Annotated in this window: 14 protein-coding genes; 5 read left to right on the top strand and 9 right to left on the bottom strand. The window is 44.7% G+C overall.

The window, feature by feature from the left end; all coding sequences use genetic code 11:
- Positions 1-157: 157 nt before the first annotated feature.
- Positions 158-1,834, bottom strand: a complete 1,677-nt coding sequence (locus MU515_RS19595; RefSeq protein WP_260262094.1) for a flagellar assembly protein A — start codon at positions 1,832-1,834, stop codon at positions 158-160.
- A gap of 476 nt (positions 1,835-2,310) precedes the next feature.
- On the opposite strand from MU515_RS19595, the gene MU515_RS19600 reads away from it, so the two are divergent.
- Positions 2,311-3,354: an alcohol dehydrogenase family protein gene (locus MU515_RS19600; RefSeq protein WP_260262095.1), complete on the top strand. Its 1,044-nt coding sequence runs from the start codon at positions 2,311-2,313 to the stop codon at positions 3,352-3,354.
- Positions 3,355-3,369: 15 nt separating this feature from the next.
- On the opposite strand, the gene MU515_RS19605 is transcribed toward MU515_RS19600, so the two are convergent.
- From MU515_RS19605 to MU515_RS19625, 5 genes are all read right to left on the bottom strand, one after another.
- The gene (locus MU515_RS19605) at positions 3,370-5,067 is read right to left on the bottom strand and encodes an ATP-binding SpoIIE family protein phosphatase (protein WP_260262096.1); all 1,698 of its coding nucleotides are present in this window, start codon (positions 5,065-5,067) and stop codon (positions 3,370-3,372) included.
- Positions 5,068-5,076: 9 nt separating this feature from the next.
- Positions 5,077-5,376, bottom strand: coding sequence for an STAS domain-containing protein (locus MU515_RS19610; protein WP_260262097.1), 300 nt, complete (start codon positions 5,374-5,376; stop codon positions 5,077-5,079).
- Positions 5,377-5,937: 561 nt separating this feature from the next.
- On the bottom strand, positions 5,938-7,932 hold the full coding sequence (locus MU515_RS19615; RefSeq protein WP_490723104.1) for a GNAT family N-acetyltransferase: 1,995 nt from the start codon (positions 7,930-7,932) through the stop codon (positions 5,938-5,940).
- A 158-nt stretch (positions 7,933-8,090) separates the two neighbouring features.
- Positions 8,091-9,062: a ParB/RepB/Spo0J family partition protein gene (locus MU515_RS19620; RefSeq protein WP_260262099.1), complete on the bottom strand. Its 972-nt coding sequence runs from the start codon at positions 9,060-9,062 to the stop codon at positions 8,091-8,093.
- Between the two features lie 7 nt (positions 9,063-9,069).
- A complete protein-coding gene (locus tag MU515_RS19625; RefSeq protein WP_260262100.1) occupies positions 9,070-10,287 on the bottom strand; it encodes a ParA family protein in 1,218 nt (405 codons plus the stop codon).
- Between the two features lie 1,234 nt (positions 10,288-11,521).
- Here MU515_RS19625 and MU515_RS19630 point away from each other — a divergent pair.
- On the top strand, positions 11,522-13,492 hold the full coding sequence (locus MU515_RS19630) for a replication initiator protein RctB domain-containing protein (RefSeq protein WP_260262101.1): 1,971 nt from the start codon (positions 11,522-11,524) through the stop codon (positions 13,490-13,492).
- Positions 13,493-13,881: 389 nt separating this feature from the next.
- Here the strand turns inward: MU515_RS19630 and MU515_RS19635 are convergent, their stop codons facing one another.
- Genes MU515_RS19635 through MU515_RS19645 form a run of 3 tightly spaced genes read right to left on the bottom strand, consistent with a single transcriptional unit; the run spans position 13,882 to position 16,144 of the window.
- Positions 13,882-14,370, bottom strand: a complete 489-nt coding sequence (locus MU515_RS19635) for a transcriptional regulator (protein WP_260262102.1) — start codon at positions 14,368-14,370, stop codon at positions 13,882-13,884.
- Entirely contained in the window at positions 14,367-15,299 is a 933-nt protein-coding gene (locus tag MU515_RS19640; protein ID WP_260262103.1) for an ATP-binding cassette domain-containing protein, read from the bottom strand. The genes MU515_RS19635 and MU515_RS19640 overlap by 4 nt, the downstream gene beginning before the upstream one ends.
- A complete protein-coding gene (locus MU515_RS19645; protein ID WP_260262104.1) occupies positions 15,296-16,144 on the bottom strand; it encodes an ABC transporter ATP-binding protein in 849 nt (282 codons plus the stop codon). Before MU515_RS19645 ends, MU515_RS19640 begins: the two co-directional genes overlap by 4 nt.
- A 370-nt stretch (positions 16,145-16,514) precedes the next feature.
- Here MU515_RS19645 and MU515_RS19650 point away from each other — a divergent pair, with 370 nt between their 5' ends.
- The 3 genes from MU515_RS19650 to MU515_RS19660 all read left to right on the top strand — a co-directional run bounded on the left by MU515_RS19650 (position 16,515) and on the right by MU515_RS19660 (position 17,857).
- On the top strand, positions 16,515-16,712 hold the full coding sequence (locus MU515_RS19650) for a PA3496 family putative envelope integrity protein (RefSeq protein WP_260262105.1): 198 nt from the start codon (positions 16,515-16,517) through the stop codon (positions 16,710-16,712).
- Between the two features lie 135 nt (positions 16,713-16,847).
- Positions 16,848-17,057, top strand: coding sequence for a DUF3283 family protein (locus MU515_RS19655; protein ID WP_260262106.1), 210 nt, complete (start codon positions 16,848-16,850; stop codon positions 17,055-17,057).
- A gap of 83 nt (positions 17,058-17,140) precedes the next feature.
- Positions 17,141-17,857, top strand: coding sequence for a YebC/PmpR family DNA-binding transcriptional regulator (locus tag MU515_RS19660; protein WP_260262107.1), 717 nt, complete (start codon positions 17,141-17,143; stop codon positions 17,855-17,857).
- Positions 17,858-18,010 lie beyond the last annotated feature (153 nt).

Genomic DNA, 18,010 nt, shown 5'->3' on the forward strand with positions numbered 1-18,010 from the left:
GGAAGACAAAAACAGGCCGGAATGAATACTTAGCCATCAAAACGGGAAGTGCTCATAAGAGCGCCCTTCCCTATTTTTTGAAATACAGCCTGGGCTACGAACAAAAAAGGGATGACCGATAACTGTCATCCCTTGGTAAATACAATGGCTCTTTCGACTAAGCCTCTTCTTCGAGCAGTTGGTCATCAAACATTGAAGAACACTTAATTTCAAACTGGTTAAAGGTAAACAAACTCGCACCGTGGACTCGCTTGGTCACGACTTTCTCGTCACCAAATTGTACCGTTACGTGCGTGTAGACCTTGCTTTTCACTTCGATGATATTTTCTTCAAGCAGACGTTCAAACTCTTCAGCATGCTCGTCACGAGCGCCTTTGACCTTTTCAAGCCGAGTGTTGGCTGCCACTTTGGTTTTATCAATCTCATCCTGCTTTTCTTCGCTGCGTTCAGCCTTGGGCAGTTTCTTAAATTCGATCTCTTTGCGGATGACATTCATGGTCGCTTCTTGCGCTAATTCATACTGCTCTTTGAATTTCGCTTGGCGATCTTTATGCATTTGGTAACGGGCAAACGCATGAACATGAGTTGGGGTATCCCCTTCTACACCCAAATTAACGCACACCACTTTACCACCCACTTTGGCTAGGCCGCCACTTAGCGTACCCTGCCTACCGGGCTCATCACTGACCGTTAATTGATTACCGCAACGAATTTCGTTATTTAAACAGTGCACTGATAAGTCAATATTGTGCCCCGCTTGTAGAAAACTAAATTGCGCATAGTTAGCCTTGATAGTGCCGCCTGCTTTGACCACACAGGATTTTTGCTCATCGTCAGACACGTTGTGCCCAATAATTCCCTTAGCAACTTCAATATCACCTTGAGCTTGAACATCGGCGGATTCAATAAAGCCGCCTACAGTGATGGTTCCTGTGGCCCTTACCACCATGTCTGATTCAATGTTGCCGCGTACTATTACGCTGCCTTTAAATCGAACATGGCCTGTTGCGACACCGATTGATGGCACAACCAAAACCTCGTCTACATCGACACTGCGCTCATGCAAAATGGGCATACCTGCGACAGTGGCAACTAATACGTTTTGATCCTTTTCAGAAAACGCAGAGCCCTTGCCCTCTTTGAGCACGCCCTCTTTACCTTCAGTCGCGGGAATAGCATGACCTTGAACCGTAATGCCCGGCGTGCCTTTGGTAGGCGGTTCATAACGCATTAAAGGCTGGCCAACCGCAACACTGATGGTTTCGCCAAGGTTAAGCATGTCCACTTTACCCGTCGCATCCTCTACTGGAGCAAGCACCTGTTTAGATGCATCTTTAACTAAAGGCACAAACCGAGCATCTCTACCGTGAACAGGATTTTTACCTGCCGCCACCGCTTGGGAAAACTCTTCACCCGGCGCAAGCTTTTGACTGACTGCTAATACCTTTTTTAAGGCGAGCTTGTTAATACCTTTAGTGACTGTTGATTTAGCTAATGCGTGAACAAGTAACGGGCCTGAGAGCGGTTTGCCCCCATAGGCGCCGGTGACTTTCATTGTCGCCAGCATGTCATTTTCGGTTAAGATCATTTCGACAGCCGCATCACGCATTTCAGCAATGACGATGCCTTGGAATCCTTCGGATTTTCCTTCTTTTGCCAAAGTAAGAAAACGCAAAACCTCTTCTTCAATAACGAAGAATTTATCGGCGCCTAAATCTCTCAGTACATCGACCAAACCTGTTTGGTCGAAATCAGCACTGAGTGTAAGCTCTTTAGGCAGCTGCGCTATTACCTGCTGCTCGTCTTCAGAACGAGCAACAATATCACTCCACATGGTTCACCTACCTTGGTTTTATCCAAAGGTCAGTTTATAAAATTTCAGCCGATATAAGTATGAATGGCGTAGCATTTTCAAGTAAACGTTCTGTAATCGGTCACAAAAGCGAGCAGTCGATCATCGCACTCATAGCCAAAGTGAATAGAAATCCAGCAGCCATAAACCATTTACATTGTAAATCTACAAGCGCTACTAGACGTCATAAAAACATTAGCGACTGGGATGACCTAACCGTTGTATATCACTTAAGCGTGCACCGCTTTTCCCAATACTCAAGAAATCACCCACGCAGTGAGTAAGCACAAGCTGCAAGTGAGTGCTATTCTGGGTGAAATATCAGGACAACCCGCCAAAACAAATCAGTGGTTACTCATCCTTGAGGGTATCGTTAATGCGTGGCCTATACAGGGTGAGCAAGCGATTGAGTCGGCGACCATCATAATTCAAACTCTCTTTAAGGAGCCTCGCTAACCATGCGTAAATCAAACACAATGTCTGGCGTATTGCTTACCGCTCATGGCGGCCCAGAAGTATTGCAATACAGCGACGAAATACCACAACCCACCGCCCAAGCACACCAAGTGATGATCAAAGTGCTGGCTGCGGGGGTAAACAATACCGACATCAATACTCGTACAGGTTGGTATTCTAAAGGCGACAACGATAGCGAAGACGCAGGATGGGCAGGCAACGCACTGACGCTACCAAGAATTCAAGGCGCAGATGTGTGCGGTGAGATAGTCGCGGTTGGCAGTGAAGTTGATGCCGCACGTATTGGCGAACGGGTAATCATTGAACCTTGCCTGAATCAGTTTAATGGCGAACCACTTAGCACCATGTGGTATTTCGGTTCTGAATGTGATGGCGGCTTTGCGCAATACACTGTCATTGACGCAATCTATGCCCACAAAGTAACCAGCGATTTAAGTGCAGTAGAGCTAGCCTCATTCCCGTGCTCCTACTCCACAGCCGAGAACATGCTTACCCGAACTAACGTGCAAAGCAGCGATACCGTGTTGGTTACTGGCGCATCTGGTGGCGTAGGCTCTGCCGCAGTGCAACTTGCTAAAGCTCGCGGCGCTAAAGTCATTGCTATCACCAGCGCGAGCAAAGTCTCTCAACTAGAACAACTCGGCGCAGACCAAGTGATTCTGCGTGATGCAGATTTAGTGGAGGCACTTAACGCTAATAGCGTCGATGTAGTGATAGACTTAGTCGCTGGGCCGCAGTGGCCTGCACTGTTGGATGTCTTAAAGCCCCATGGCCGTTACGCCGTTTCAGGCGCAATCGGTGGGCCAATTGTAGAGCTGGATGTCAGAACTTTATATTTGAAAGACTTGAGCTTTTTCGGCTGTACTCACCTTGAACCGCAAGTGTTCCCAAACCTTGTTAAGCGCATTGAAGCAAAACAGATCGTGCCATTAGTCGCGAAGACGTTCGCACTACAAGATATCGCGCAAGCGCAAGACTTGTTCTTAGAAAAAGGCCACGTGGGTAAAATCGTTCTTATCCCTTAATGGCCAATCACATCACTATGCTGAGCTAGGAAAACAATGTGGCGCGTCAAAACTGTATATGGCCGTCACTTTCTTACCTTGCTTTGAATAGCTCAGCGAATCACATAATTCTGTCGCTAATACGATACCGCGCCCATGCGTGAGTGGGTTGTCGATCTCTTTCGGCAAGGCGTGATAATCGAACCCTTCACCGTTATGCTCTAACTGCATTGTAATCCGCTTGTCTTTGGGATTGTAATCAAGCTCTAAGTTGATCCAAGCGTCATCATCAAGCTCCGCTAATTTATCTTCTCTTACCTGATAGAAGCGAAAGAAACCGTCAGCTTCCTCCTTGATGCTTGAATCCATACGCAGCAGACCATGGTCAATCGCATTGGAAAACAGCTCCGACAAGACTGAGCAGACTAAATCTAAATGCGCCCCACCTTTAATCAAGCCAGACAGATATTCGCGAACTTCATTAACCACGCTCACCGTACGCAGTAATTCCGCTGAAAAGTGAATTGAAATGTTGGATGGCAAGGTACTAAGCACCGGTAGCTCTTTCTTAACGATCTGATCTTGCGCGCAAGAGATCGGAAACTCCATTGCCAGTATCGATAAATCATCATCAACCGATCGCAACGAAAACTCTTTAACCGATTCAAACAAGGTCGGAATCACCGCTTGGCCGCTTTGCAGCACTTTCTCTAATCGCTCCTGACCATAACGTTCACCTTGCTCGTTCATCGCCTCAATGACACCGTCGGTATAAGTCACGATTTTCTGGTTCGGCTCTAATTTAAAATGCACCAAATCGGTTTCGAATTCATGCGGCTGTAACACGCCCAAAGGCATATGCTTTGAGACCAGCTTGCGACAAATCTGACCATCGGGATCAATCAAATAGCCGTCAGGTAAACCACCGCCCCACCACGACACTTCAAACCCATTGGCTCGCACTTCAAACAGGCTCGCCGCCAGCATCATTCCTGGCGGAAGAAATCGTACTAACACCTCGTTCATCTCTGCGACGATCTCACCGAGCGACAGTCCTTTCACTGCCATTGAGAAAAACGCTCGAGTTGCTGGAATGGCTGATATTGCCGCAGGTAGACCATGCCCTGTCGCATCGGCAATCATGACGTAAATGCCACCATGAGGACGATTAGCAACAACAATGAGATCGCCATTAAATACCGTCGAAGGCGTTGAAATATAATTAACGCCGTAGACATGTTTCACTTGCCCGCTCATTTCCTCTTTCAGGTTAGAGAAGATTGATTCGGCAATGGCATAGTCATAACTGACTTGCTCATGGAAGTGACTAAGCTCATCTCTTTGCACCGCGACTTCGTTGTGCATTCGTACGATGCGAAAGTGCGCCTGTACCTTAGCCAGCAATACGCTACGTTCTACTGGCTTGAGAATGAAATCATCACCAAGCGCTAGGCAGCGCTCAAATGAATCATGATCATCAAGAACGGTTAAAAATATAATCGCGATATGTTGATGCGGGAACGCTTTGCGAATCTCCTGCGCAGTAGTAAAGCCATCTTTTACCGGCATCATCACATCAAGCAAAATCACATCGGGCAACTGTTCCATCTGCTTCATTGCATCGACAACGCCAACACCGTTTTCAAACCCATCGATACGTGACGCAATATGGCTCAACATAAATCGGCACAATTCACGGTTGGTTGCGTGGTCATCAACAATCATTATTCGCATTGCGGCCCCCTACTCTATTCGAAACTTACGATCGAATCGTGAAATAGAAAGCACTTTTCTTACCTGAGGTAAGGTATTGGTGATCAGAATTGCGCCGTCATCTTGCTCTAAGTAATTATACATATTGATCAACATGCCAAGACCGGCACTATCGATATAGTCAACTTTGCGTAAGTCGACGGTAAACCGGTAGTTTCTTTTGTCTGAGTAACAGCGCTTAAACTCGTTGACTAAGTTAAAGCCAAATGCGCCATCGACAAAAATCGTCACCTTCTTATCTCTGGTATCTATCTCTGTTTCAACCGACATAATTCCCCCTTTAATTCCCATTCGCCAATACTTGAGAGACTGACTTAGGGCAATGAAAGGCTATTCTCCACCGCGGTCGTGAATCGCAAAAAGGCAAACTCACTGGCTACACACTAATTCGTATTGTTTGATGGTGTAGATAATCGCAACAGGGCAACGAATGAAAACATAAAGACGAGAGAAGAGAGCCACCCGCGATAGCGCAGATGACTTAAATACGATGTAGGGCTTTGTGAGTATGTACGACACCCATCCATGGTGTATTGAAAAACAAGCGAAATGTGCTCTCGTCCGCATTCTTATTTTGCCTAGCCATAAAAAACTGATTGCTTATGTTTTAGTCTAGAAAGAAATGGCTGATTAGCAACCAACAGGCAGTGTTAAATATTCGCTTTAGTTAAGTCACTAGCGATAAAAGTCTAATCAAACAATAACTAATGACAAATTTAAAAATAAGGCCGATGAATTTACAGTGTAAACGACTAGCCAGTTTACACTGTAAATGAAGACGCTATAAATTTAGCAAGCTGATAGACGCGCAGTTTTACAGTGTAAATTGAGCTAGCGTAGGAGAGAAAGGTCATTCCTCAATTGCTGCTCTACTTGCTTACGGCCGGTAAGAGAAAATGCTTCAGCACATTCAGTCCATGACCATTGCTGAACAACTTTACGGATGACCAGATCCGATGCGCGTTCTAAGGCGTTGCCATCAGCCAACAATATTTTTTCAATAAATGGCGCAACGGCGTCAAAGCTAGAACCACCTTGTACGTAATTGTTTAACGCTTTAGGGATAGCAACCGATTGATGTTCAGCGACGATAAGACGCTTTAATAAATCAACCTCGATATTTCTAAATGCGTCTTTGGCCAAGTAACAAAGTGAATACTGCTGAAGAGATGCGACTTCATCGATCCAACTCTGCTTGCCTTTCACCATTAAAAAAGAATGGCAACCACTGGCTTGATCGCGCTGGCTGCCAAGACGCGCATTCACGTAACCATTCGCTTGCCAAAAACGCACCAGATCAGATGTTGCACCAAAGCTTGTTGAGTAATAATCGTAGTCTGTGAGCGACTCAAGTTGCGCGAGCAAGTCACTGCCAATTCCAACATTTTGCCAATCTGGATGGACCGCAATTCTCATCACGCGTAGGCTTTCTTGTTGAGCGGCAGCAACTAAGCCATATTGGTTCAAAATAGAGACCGGAGTCATGTGCCCTTTTGGACGACGCTTTCCTAACTTCACTCCCTCAATCAGAGATTCGTCTAACTGCCCTTCTTCAATTGCGACAATACAACCGACACAAACGCCTTCGCTGAAGGCAGCAAAAAGATGAACGCTAGCGTCAGACAATAACAAGATTAAATCATTCGGAGTTGTCTGATAGTGCGCATTGACCAACAACGCAAAGCACTCTCTGAGTAACTCGGGAGATTGAAATAACTGCTGCTTTTCAACTATGGTTAACTTGAGCTCAGCCTGTTTTGAATAGGCGCTGTTAGCTAAATCGTTATTGAGCAAAAACGTTTGATATTGCCAATGTTCCATTGGGTCGTTTTCAGCCCAGCGAATTGGCTGACTCATATGACAAAATTGGTGACCAGGACGATTATCACCAAGCCATTTTTTAAACTTAATGCTAAAGCCGCGACCACAGCCTTCGTAACCATAAATCGTGGTCGAAAAGACCATGCGATGATAGTGCTCGACCATCTGCTGTAACAGAGGTAAAGGAATTGCCGCAGCCTCATCAACCAATAGCAAGTCACAATGAGGTTTGTTTTTTAACAGCTCATCCGGCGCGATGAACTGAATTTTAGCCCCTTGCCAAGTCAAACTTGTTTTACTCACTTCAGCGTCAGTAAGCAGTCGTTTCGCATGCTCAAATATCGGCTGCACTGACTGAATGGTTGGTGCGGTCACTAATATCGATAACGCGACTTTGTTCGCCATCTTATGTGAAATAAGCTCTGCGCTGGCAATGCCTAATGCGCTGCTTTTTCCTCGGCCTCGATCGGCAGTAATGACTAAAGGCCGCTTACGATGGCCAGACAACACTTTGTGGATTTTGTCGATGATAAGTTTTTGCTGGGCAAAACAATCAACATCGATTGGCTCATATGCTGGTGGCTGCAGAGGTAACCAAACACCTTGTTCAACCATCAGAAACTGCTCAAAGGCGCGCGCCATCCATTTATAGGCGTATCCATCTAAAGCTAGGTTTTCACCAATAACCACAATAACACCGCCGCCGACAACCGTGCCGAGCGCAGAGGTAAAGCTGTTGGCATCAAAGTTTTGCGAAACATCGACAATCAGTACTTTGCACTCCTGCCCTAGTAACTGTTGTCCTTTGTTCGCAGCGACAACACGAATATCATCTCTACCATTCGAACCGCCGAGCTGGAATATATTGCCAGTGTAAGCATTGGATATCGCTTCTAAACATTGCTTTTGCCATTCACTATTGCCACGCACCACCACGCCTTGACGATGGTTCATAAGCTGGGACTGCTGAGATAAACGCGCAAAATAAGTGTCGAGATTAAGCATGACGAATGTAGACCTTGGTTGAATTAGCCATAGTATACCTTGTCGAGATTGAAATGCTGCTAAGAAGATTGTTAGACCACTTCCAACAACTTGCCGTCTTTGCTTTTCAGTAGACGTAAAAAAAGCCGCTATCAGCGGCTTTGAGAAACGATAAGAGATTACTTAAGTTTGTTTTCGATATAGCTAAGAATATCCTGCATTAACTCATCGTCCACTTTCTTAAGGTTCAGCGATAAGTTTGCACCTTTACGGTTGTAGCTTACGCGGCCTTTTACCAGCTCAACCTTGGTATTAGCAGGACGTTTCGTCGGCGCGAGTTCTTCAATCCAAGCTTCGATCATTTCTGATACGTCTTTGGTTATTCGCGCAACGCCTTGGGCTTCACTACGTTGCCACGCAAAACCTTTCTCATCTTGGCACTTCTTAAGCAGTAGCGATTTATCCGCATGGCTTAGATCGCTAAATTGCTTATGCAGTTTTACGATTGTTGGGCGACCTAAGTCGGCAACATTTGGGTAAGCTTGCAGTAACGCTAAAGGCAAATCAGCCGCCTTCAATGCGCCACTCACTAAAGCTTCACTGCATTGGAACATCTTCGCTAGTGCTTTCTGATCTTCAGCTTCACCACTTTCTAGCTTGGCTTGCATCTCCTTGCCCTTCTCGTATAGAGAAAGTGGTTTATGCGCGTTGGCAACGTCTGAAAGAAACTTAGCATGCTCAGCGTTGATCTCTTCCGCGACATAAATCAGGAATGGCTTGCCTGCCAAAATACAAGACATGCGACGACGACTACCGTCGAGTACTTCAATCTTACCATCTTCACGTTTACGACCCACCGCAGGGTATTGCTGACCACGTTCTTTTAGTGTCACCAATACGTCTGATAATGCGTGCTCGTTTAAGAAAGATTGCTCACGCGCGTTTTCTGCGAACACTACAGTTTGCTCGGCAACTTGGTCTGCTTCAATACGCGTTAATTCAAAAGAGACTAACTCTTCCCCCGCGACAGCCAGTTCAATCACTTGCGCTTGTTCTTTTGCCGCTTGTTGCGCTTCTTGCGGTGTCGTTGCTCGGCGTTTGTTGGTTTTGCCAAACAATCGTGCATTTAAATCTGAGGTTTTAATTGCCATTACTTAATTACCCTTGATTCAGTGTTGACCAGTGACTATGTAGTACGCGTTCCAGTTCTAGCGCACTCTTTTGAACTGCATCTTGCGCAGTTGCTAGGGTCTTCTTACCCCCTTCAAAATCACCGGTTGTTAAGTCAAATACTGTGCTGTAGGTATCGGCACAAGTTTCAAATGCACGACTACGTGGAATAGTCGCCATCATTACCTGATCGCCAAGCAAGTAATTCATTTCTGTCAGCACAGAGACTTGCTTTTTATTGTCATCTTCAAACATGGTTGGCATTAAGCGTACAAACTCTAAGCCCTTCCAATCATCAGGGAACATTTCATATACCGTTGGAAGATGCTGGAAGAAGTTAACCGTAGATGCCCAGTCAAGACGTTTCGCCGCACAAGGAATCAATAACGCATTAGACGCGTACATTGCGTTCCATACCAATGGATCAACGTGTGGGCCAGTATCAATCATGATGACATCAAAATCATCGGCAATCTTATCAATCAACTTCTCTTTTAGAAGCTTGACGATATCTAGAGACTGGTCTTGAGACAGGTTTTGCCATGCCTCTGCATTAAACATTGCGTCTTCAGGGAATGCCGATACGGTTTTAAGGTTAGGATACTGAGTGGGTAACAGTACGTTTTTGTGCAAAAACTCGTTGTCGATCTCTACCCCATCCGGCACATTTTCAAGCATTACATCTACCGCCGAGTAAATGGTCTCGTGGTCACTAATACTGATTTGTGGGTTTAAGAATAGACGTAAAGAGCCTTGTGGATCTAAGTCGATAAGACAGATTCGGTAACGTTTATCTAGATTAAGTGCCATACAAGCGGCTAAGTGTACCGCTGTCATCGATTTACCCGTACCACCCTTTTGGTTCTGTACGTTGATAATCCATGGCTTATTTTCACTATTCTTTTTGCGCTCATGGAATTTAGGAACGCCAGCTGCGTCCATTAACATGTGGGCTTCTTGCAAAGAAATCGAATAGTGGTTGGCGTTGTTCTTAGTAAACTGATGGCCATCCGCCTCTAACTTACTAATTGCATCGTCTAACTTGCGACGAGTCAAACCTGAACGAGTTTCCATCAATGCTTTCGACATTGGTGGAAAATGCTCATCACTGCGCTCTTCTAACACAATCTCAATACGGTCTGCTTGAACCTGTGCGGTTTGTTCTGCTAGCTGAATGAGATTCTCGATTGTTTGTTCTCTTTTCATTGCCAATTTCCGTTATTAGTCATCGCGTTTGATTGTACAGCAATAATGACGCAAAACAATAAAAAGGTGAACATGCACTTATAGATTAACATCACATTAAAACGAGATAATTTTCTCATTTTAGTGACAATCGGGAAAAAGGCGTAAAAATTGGCTATTTTTTCTGACTAACTTACTACGAATTACACCACAGATTTAAAATGTCACACTGTCACTTATTTACAATGTAAAAACGGTAATCAACGGCTGTTTTCACCACAAATCTCGGAACGATTATAAACCAGAGACAAATTACGGTAGGTGTAAATTCAATTTTGCAATGTGTGAATTGGAAATTAAATTTTGAGAGTAGGGCGAACAAAACAATCCGTTTTATCCAGACAGCAAAATTACCGAAAGCATGATCAAGGAGTGCATGATGATCATGCTTTCGGGCTAAAAGTGACGATACGGAACAATGATCAAGGAATTTGAATGGGTTTATCGAGCAATTTCAATGGCACTTCAAAATGATCGTTTTTAGGATCAATGATCAAGGAATCCATTCTTCCGGAAGCATGTAAATCTATCGCTAATTTACGGCCAAATGTAGATGAACCGTGGCTTGAAGCAAAATGACTCTATATCAACGAACTAATTGGCTTGCAGGCAATATTTGCACAACGGAAAACATCACACTTGATCATGCTTTCGGCACTTTAGCGCTTATCAGCGCGATGTGGATAACTCAATTCGACATGTATTTGGATTTTACACATCGGTTAATGTTTATTCAGTTGGGTTACTTTGATCGCGATTCCTTGATCATCGTTTCGGAAACAATACGAAAATTGATTACAATACGCGGGTAAAGACAAGTCACCAACGCAACCGGCCTGTGGATAAGGTGTTAAGTCATGTTGATCATGCTTCGAGGCTTTATTTGATCATGCGTTCAGGTCAAACATGATCATCGTTTCAGATATTATTGATCATGTTTTCGGGCTTTTGTTGATCATCGTTTCGAGCTTTACTTGATCATGCTTTCAAAGGTGGTTTTTTTTTGTCTTTTTTTATCATGCACTTACAAGTAAAATTTCTTTCAGATCAATAGATCATATAATCAATTAGATCAGATTTAATCAAAAAGATCAGTTATTAAAAACAATAAGTTTTTTCTTTATTTATGATCTTTTTTTCTTTATTCTTCTGGAACAATATCGATATTACGGCTTATGTGATACGGATCTAAGAAATGAGCTCAGAAGAAAAAATACTGATTAAAGCCCCACGCAGCCATAAGGATGGCCACTTATTTGAAGTATCAGAAGCTGCCGTAGACTGGATTGAGCAATACCAACACTTTAAAGGTGTCACCAAAAGTATTGTTGAACTGCTGAATTTGATCTCCCTACGTGGCTTCAGAAGCAAAGATGGTCTGGTATCTACCACAGAGCTTATCGACGCAACAGACGGACAAATTACTCGCGCAGCTATTCAGCAACGTTTACGCGCAGCAGTTAATATCGGTCTTTTCAATCAAATACCCGTTAAGTTTGAAGAAGGCTTAGCGGGCAAAACCATGTTGCACAAGTTTGTTAATCCAAACTTACTCATCTCTGCGCTAGGCGCAACAAGCTTAGTCACTGAAAGCGTTAAACAAACGGAAAAACAGAAACGTTCTAAAGCGCTGGCTCAAACACAAGTAAACAAACGCTTGCTGAATGAGTATGGCTTGAATACGCCACCAGCGATGAAAGATGAAGCGGATCAGTTTATTGTCTCACCGACCAATTGGGCCGGTATAATTGACCAAGCATTGGCTCCGCCACGCACACGTAAAAACTATCAGAAGTCGATGGTGTCGATCTCTGGTACTCGTGCTGTGATCGAAACACGATCATCAAAGAACATCATGACCGTTGATGATCTGATGACACTGTTCGCCCTATTTACGCTGACCGTGCAATATCACGAGCATCACCAACACCAATATCAGCTTGATGCTAGCCAGGTACCGAATAAAACTCCGCTGTACATCACGGACATTCTTTCGCTACGTGGCAAGAAAGACAGTGGCCCTGCGCGTGATTCTATTCGCGACAGTATTGATCGTATCGAGTTTACCGATTTTCAATTACACGAGCTGACAGGTCGATGGCTTAGTGAGAACATGCCAGAAGGCTTTAAGAGCGATCGTTTTAGATTTTTGGCCCGTACCATTACTGCATCGGAAGAAGCCCCTACAGAGGGCGCTGACGGCGAAATACGCATTAAACCGAACCTATACATCCTAGTTTGGGAGCCATCCTTCTACGAAGAGCTGCTGACGCGCGATTATTTCTTCTTGTTCCCGCCTGAAATTCTGAAGCAGCACACTTTGGTCTTCCAGCTCTACAGTTACTTCCGTAGTCGTATGTCACGTCGCCATACTGATGTGATGATGTTGAGTGACTTGAACCAAAAGCTTGCGCGTAATATCGAATGGCGTCGTTTCTCGATGGATCTGATTCGTGAATTAAAACGTCTTTCTGATGGCAAGGGCAGTGATGAGTTGTTTGTGGTGAATCTTTGGGGTTATCACTTAACGATCTCAGCGATGATCGAAAAAGATAAGATCAAAGATTACCAAGTGGATATTAAGTGTGACGTTGAAGAAGTGCTGCGTTATTCGCGTGCTCGCACCACCAACGCGGGTAAGCGCAACATGGCGCCGACACTGCCAAACCCATTACGCAATGAGATGGTCTCACGTCAACAGCTTGATGAGCTGTCGCAAATTATAGATGGTGAGTTTGAACCAATCCAACGTAAAGAACGTTCTCCAAAAGGCCATTTGGGGCGTCGTGTTAAACAACGTAAACACTTGGTTGAGGTCAATGCGGATGAGATTACCATTACTCTATCGAAATATACCTCTCCAGAGGCTCTAGAACGCAGTATAACGGCTTTAGCCGCTATGACAGGGCACTCCCATAGCTCAATCAAAGAAGAGTGTCTGGAGCTTATAGACAAGCTTGATTGGCTTCGCGTCGGTGAGAGCAAAATCCCATACGAGACATTGAGCAAAATGGTGGAGCTGTATAACAGTCAAAGTGAAAACAAGCACTTATCGATTGAGCGCTTAATCGCAGGCTTGGCGGTTCGCCGTAAAGTGTGTAAGCAAGTGCTTGAAGGCCACATTGATGAGACGGTCTTTAGGGCGTTAGATGAAGTTGCGGTTTAGGGGAAGTCCGTTGAGTACCGCTGTAAATTTGAATTATTTGCAATTCAAACATACTTACAACATTGCGCTGACACTCAATTGACATAAGCCAACCGCCAAACAGTATGATTAATCACGAATAGACAACCTTTTGTCCTTTCTGATGAATAAGGGAGTATCTTCCCTTTAGATTGGCTCATATTGTTACATTCATTCTGAATATTTTTGCGAGTTCGAAAGAGCTCGCTTTTTTTTTGCCTGAAATTTGCCAAACCTAGAATGGACTTAGCTTGCCGAGCGATAATTTGCGATGGGAAGTAGGAGAGTGGCTAAGTTGATCTGCCAAATAAAACGGAACGATGATCAAGCTAGCGACCTTGATCATCGTTCCATTGTTCGTCGATTAAAAATCAGTGCAATGTGACTGAGCCTTGATCATTGTTCCGTGAATTCTGTCCATTGGCTTCATTCCAAGAATGAGCGGCCATAAATTCAACGTGGCTCTCCACCAGCACGTTTGACTCTCTCTGCCATTTGTCTTGCTCTTGCTGGCTGCAAAATTCAAGGCCTAATACAGTGAGATGCTGCAAACGTTTCATTGACCAATCTTGAAGTTCAAGGTCGGCGAGGGGTTGGCTAACCGTCGCTTGCAGCTTGCTTGTTGCTAGCTGCAAGTACTGGTAAGCCTGATTTGGGTTTTGAAAACGCAAACCTTGAAAGACACGCAGGCAGCCATCTAACCAGCATGCAATGGCCTTGCTTTGCAGCTCGGTCACCTCTGGCCCCCAAACCGAATCTGGCACAGTTAAGATCAACGTTTGTAATTGTTCATCTTGATCATGCTTTCGGTTTTTGTACCAAGTGCTGATTTGTTCTACCCAGGTGTCTAGTTGGATCATGCTGCGTCTACCCAATGCTTAACGAAGTGGTTAGGACCTATTTGATCAAATCCATCGCGAACAATGGCACTGGTCGCGCGGATCTTATCTGCGTCTACAGAATAGTCTGGTTCACTTTCCACCAAATGACCAAATGGAAGATCAGGATCCGGTACCGCCGAGATCAACAGTTTGGTGTATGGGTGCTGCGGGTTGGTTAGAAGCGCTTGCGTATCACCCCATTCCACAATTTGGCCTTTGTACATTACCGCTGTCTCTTCCGCGATGTAGTGCGCAGTGGCTAAGTCGTGGGTGATGTACAAGAAGCCAATACCAAGCTCTTTCTTCATGCGTTGCATAAGGTTGAGCACGCCAAGACGAATCGATACATCCAGCATTGAGGTTGGTTCGTCAGCCAGAATCACTTCTGCGCCAACGGCAAGAGCGCGGGCTAAGTTAACACGCTGACGCTGACCGCCACTAAGCTCGTGTGGGTACTTTTTCAAGGTATCCGGAGCAAGTTCAACCAAATCAATCAGCTCTTGTAAGCGACCAGGGATCTTACTGTTGTCTGAGACTTGCTTATGAATCTTCAATGGGCGAGTTAAGTGGTGCTCAATGGTATGGGTTGGGTTTAATGAGCCAAATGGGTCTTGGAACACCATTTGTACTTTGCTGCGATAATCAAGCAGCTCTTTGCGGCTGGTAATCTGGTCAATGTTTTTGCCTTTGAAAAGGATCTCACCGCTCGTTGCTGGGTACACTTTAGTCATTAAGCGAGCACAGGTACTTTTACCACAGCCAGACTCTCCAACCAGCGCTAACGTGCGCCCTTTATACAAATCAAAGCTTACTCCTTGCAGCGCTTTAAAACGCTCAACCGAAGAGAAGCCTCCACCAATAGTGAATTCTTTAACAATATTGTTTACTTGGATGATTGGCTCGCTCATGCTGGCTCTCCTTCAGTTTGGTGTTTACCTTCATGGATATTCGGGAAAGACGCCCATAGCTTTTGCGTGTAAGCATGCTGCGGGTTATTACGGATGTTCTTTGAGGTATTGACCTCCACAATCTCACCATGGCGCATAATGGCGATGCGATCGCACAATTGGCTCATCAAGGCTAAGTCGTGGGTAATAAACAACACCGAGAAACCAAACTCTTCACGTAGCTGATAGATTTGTTGCAGGATTTCACGTTGAACCACAACATCTAGCGCGGTGGTTGGCTCATCCATAACAATCAATTTCGGGTTCAATGAAAGTGCAATTGCAATCACCAAACGTTGGCGCATACCGCCACTAAATTGGTGAGGGTATTCCGTTAAGCGCTCGCGAGGGATGTTGACCAAATCAAGCAGTTGCTCAGCGCGTTTGGTTGATTCTGCTTCGCTCATGCCTTTGTGGTGGCGAAGTACGTCTGCAAACTGCTCTTTCACTGGCAATACAGGGTTAAGCGAGTTCATGGCACTTTGGAAAACCATGGCTATTTCACTCCAACGAACGGTGTTTAGCTCGCTGTCAGGCAGTTTCAATAGGTCACGGCCTTCGAAGTGGATTTGGCCGCCAGAGATAAACGCAGGCGGCTTATGTAGGCGGTTTATCGCAAACGCAATGGTACTTTTACCGCAGCCAGATTCGCCAGCAAGACCGAAGATTTCGCCCTTGCCAATATCGAAACTAACCGACTTAACGGCATTAAAGTCACCAGTGTCTGTGATGTAGTCGACGCAGAGGTCGCGGATTTTAATTATAGGGTCAGCATGAAAGGCATGCTGTAACAATGTTTCACTCATAATGACACTCACTTGATAAAGATAATGGTTATCATTAACTCTTATTTTGCGTGAGAAAAGAAGAGTGACAAAAAAGAGTGAACTAGGTCGAAAAATGAGCGCAGGAAAACGCAGATAGTGCGCGGGGAAAGCAAGTTTGAACTGGTGAGATTTTGTACCACACTTGATCTAGAACAGCATGGCCTTTCTGAGGGGGAATTTTTTAAATGTACTTTGGAAATTTGGTCGGTGCAAAGAGAATCGAAGCAAAATTTGCATCAGGTATTTGAACTATTATCACCATCACATTCTTCACCAAATATGCTTAACAAACTTGATTGAGGTTTGTTAAGAATGAGGCGTCCCTAGCATGGTTTGTTCGGAGGTTACAATGTCCATCAATTCTATTGACCATGATGAAATGACAAATATTGCGAATAAGTGGGACTTCACGGAAGAAGTAGAATCGCATAAGCCAACCACAACGGTAAAATCTGCCGAAGCTCGTCGTCGCATCGAAGCGTTGAGAGAGATTCGAGAAAGCGGTCTTACTATTGAGGAAGCAAAGGAACTTGGCTTGCTGCACTGATGTGTATCGTAATGTTTGACCTGTGGGTGGCTAATATTTGAGCCACCCTTAGTTATTTTCGCTTGTTACTATTCTCAACATCCCCCTCTTGTGTGCTATATTTGCGCCTTTGTATTTTCTGATTCGAGATCCAGCATGTCGATAAACTTGTCACTTCTACCTGCCGATGAAAAGAACCGAGTCGAGCTTGATAAGCAGGCTTCGTTTTTGGTGTGGAAAATGAGGGAAGCAAAAGGCGGCCCTGAAGAAATTGATCTGCAAGCTAACAAGCTAATTGATGAGAATGAGCGCATTTGGTTTTTGGAGTGTGTTGCAAAATACAAACGAATAATGGGTATCGCGTAGCCCAAGCTGTCAGGCAAAATTGAAAAGCCTCGACATTTTGCTAAAATCCACCGCGTTAAATTGAATTAAGAGAGAACATCCCGATGGGAAGAAGTTTTGAAGTGCGCAAAGCCTCTATGGCTAAAACTGCTGGCGCAAAAATTAAAGTTTATTCCAAATACGGTAAAGAAATTTACATGTGCGCCAAAAATGGCGGTGCAGACCCAGATATGAACTTGTCGCTTAAGCACCTGATTGCTAAAGCTAAAAAAGACCAAGTTCCTGCACACGTTATCGAAAAAGCGATTGATAAAGCGACAGGCGGTGGCGGTGAAGATTACGCTCCTGCTCGTTACGAAGGCTTTGGCCCTGGTGGCACAAGTGTAATCGTTGACTGTCTGACAGATAACGGCAACCGTACATTCCAAGATGTTCGCCAATGCTTCGTTAAGTGTGGCGCGAAAATCGGTGTTGAAGGTTCAGTATCGCATATGTTCGATCACCAAGCTGTATTCCAGTTTAAAGGTGAAGACGATGAAGTGATCCTAGAAACGCTGATGATGGAAGACGTAGATGTGACAGACGTTGAGCTAGAAGACGGTGTTATTACTGTATTCGCTCCGCACACTGAGTTTTTCAAAACTAAGACAGCGCTTAACACAGCATTCCCTGATCTAACTCTAGATGTGGAAGAGATTACTTTCGTACCTCAAACACATACTCCAGTGACTGGTGAAGATGCTGAGAAATTCCAGAAGTTCCAAGACATGCTGGATGATTGTGATGACGTTCAGCAGGTTTACCACAACGCTGAGCTGTAATTGCTAAACGTGATATGAAAAAGCCTCGCACATGCGAGTAATGCCAGTCAGTTAAGCTGACTGGCATTTTTCCTATTTGTTGCGTACTTCTTGGGTTTCAACTTAACCCATCGAGGATAACTTCTATCTTCTCTTCGAGGCGGTAGGATAAAC

It is taken from the genome of Vibrio intestinalis (assembly GCF_025195085.2).
Taxonomy (GTDB): Bacteria; Pseudomonadota; Gammaproteobacteria; order Enterobacterales; family Vibrionaceae; genus Vibrio; species Vibrio intestinalis.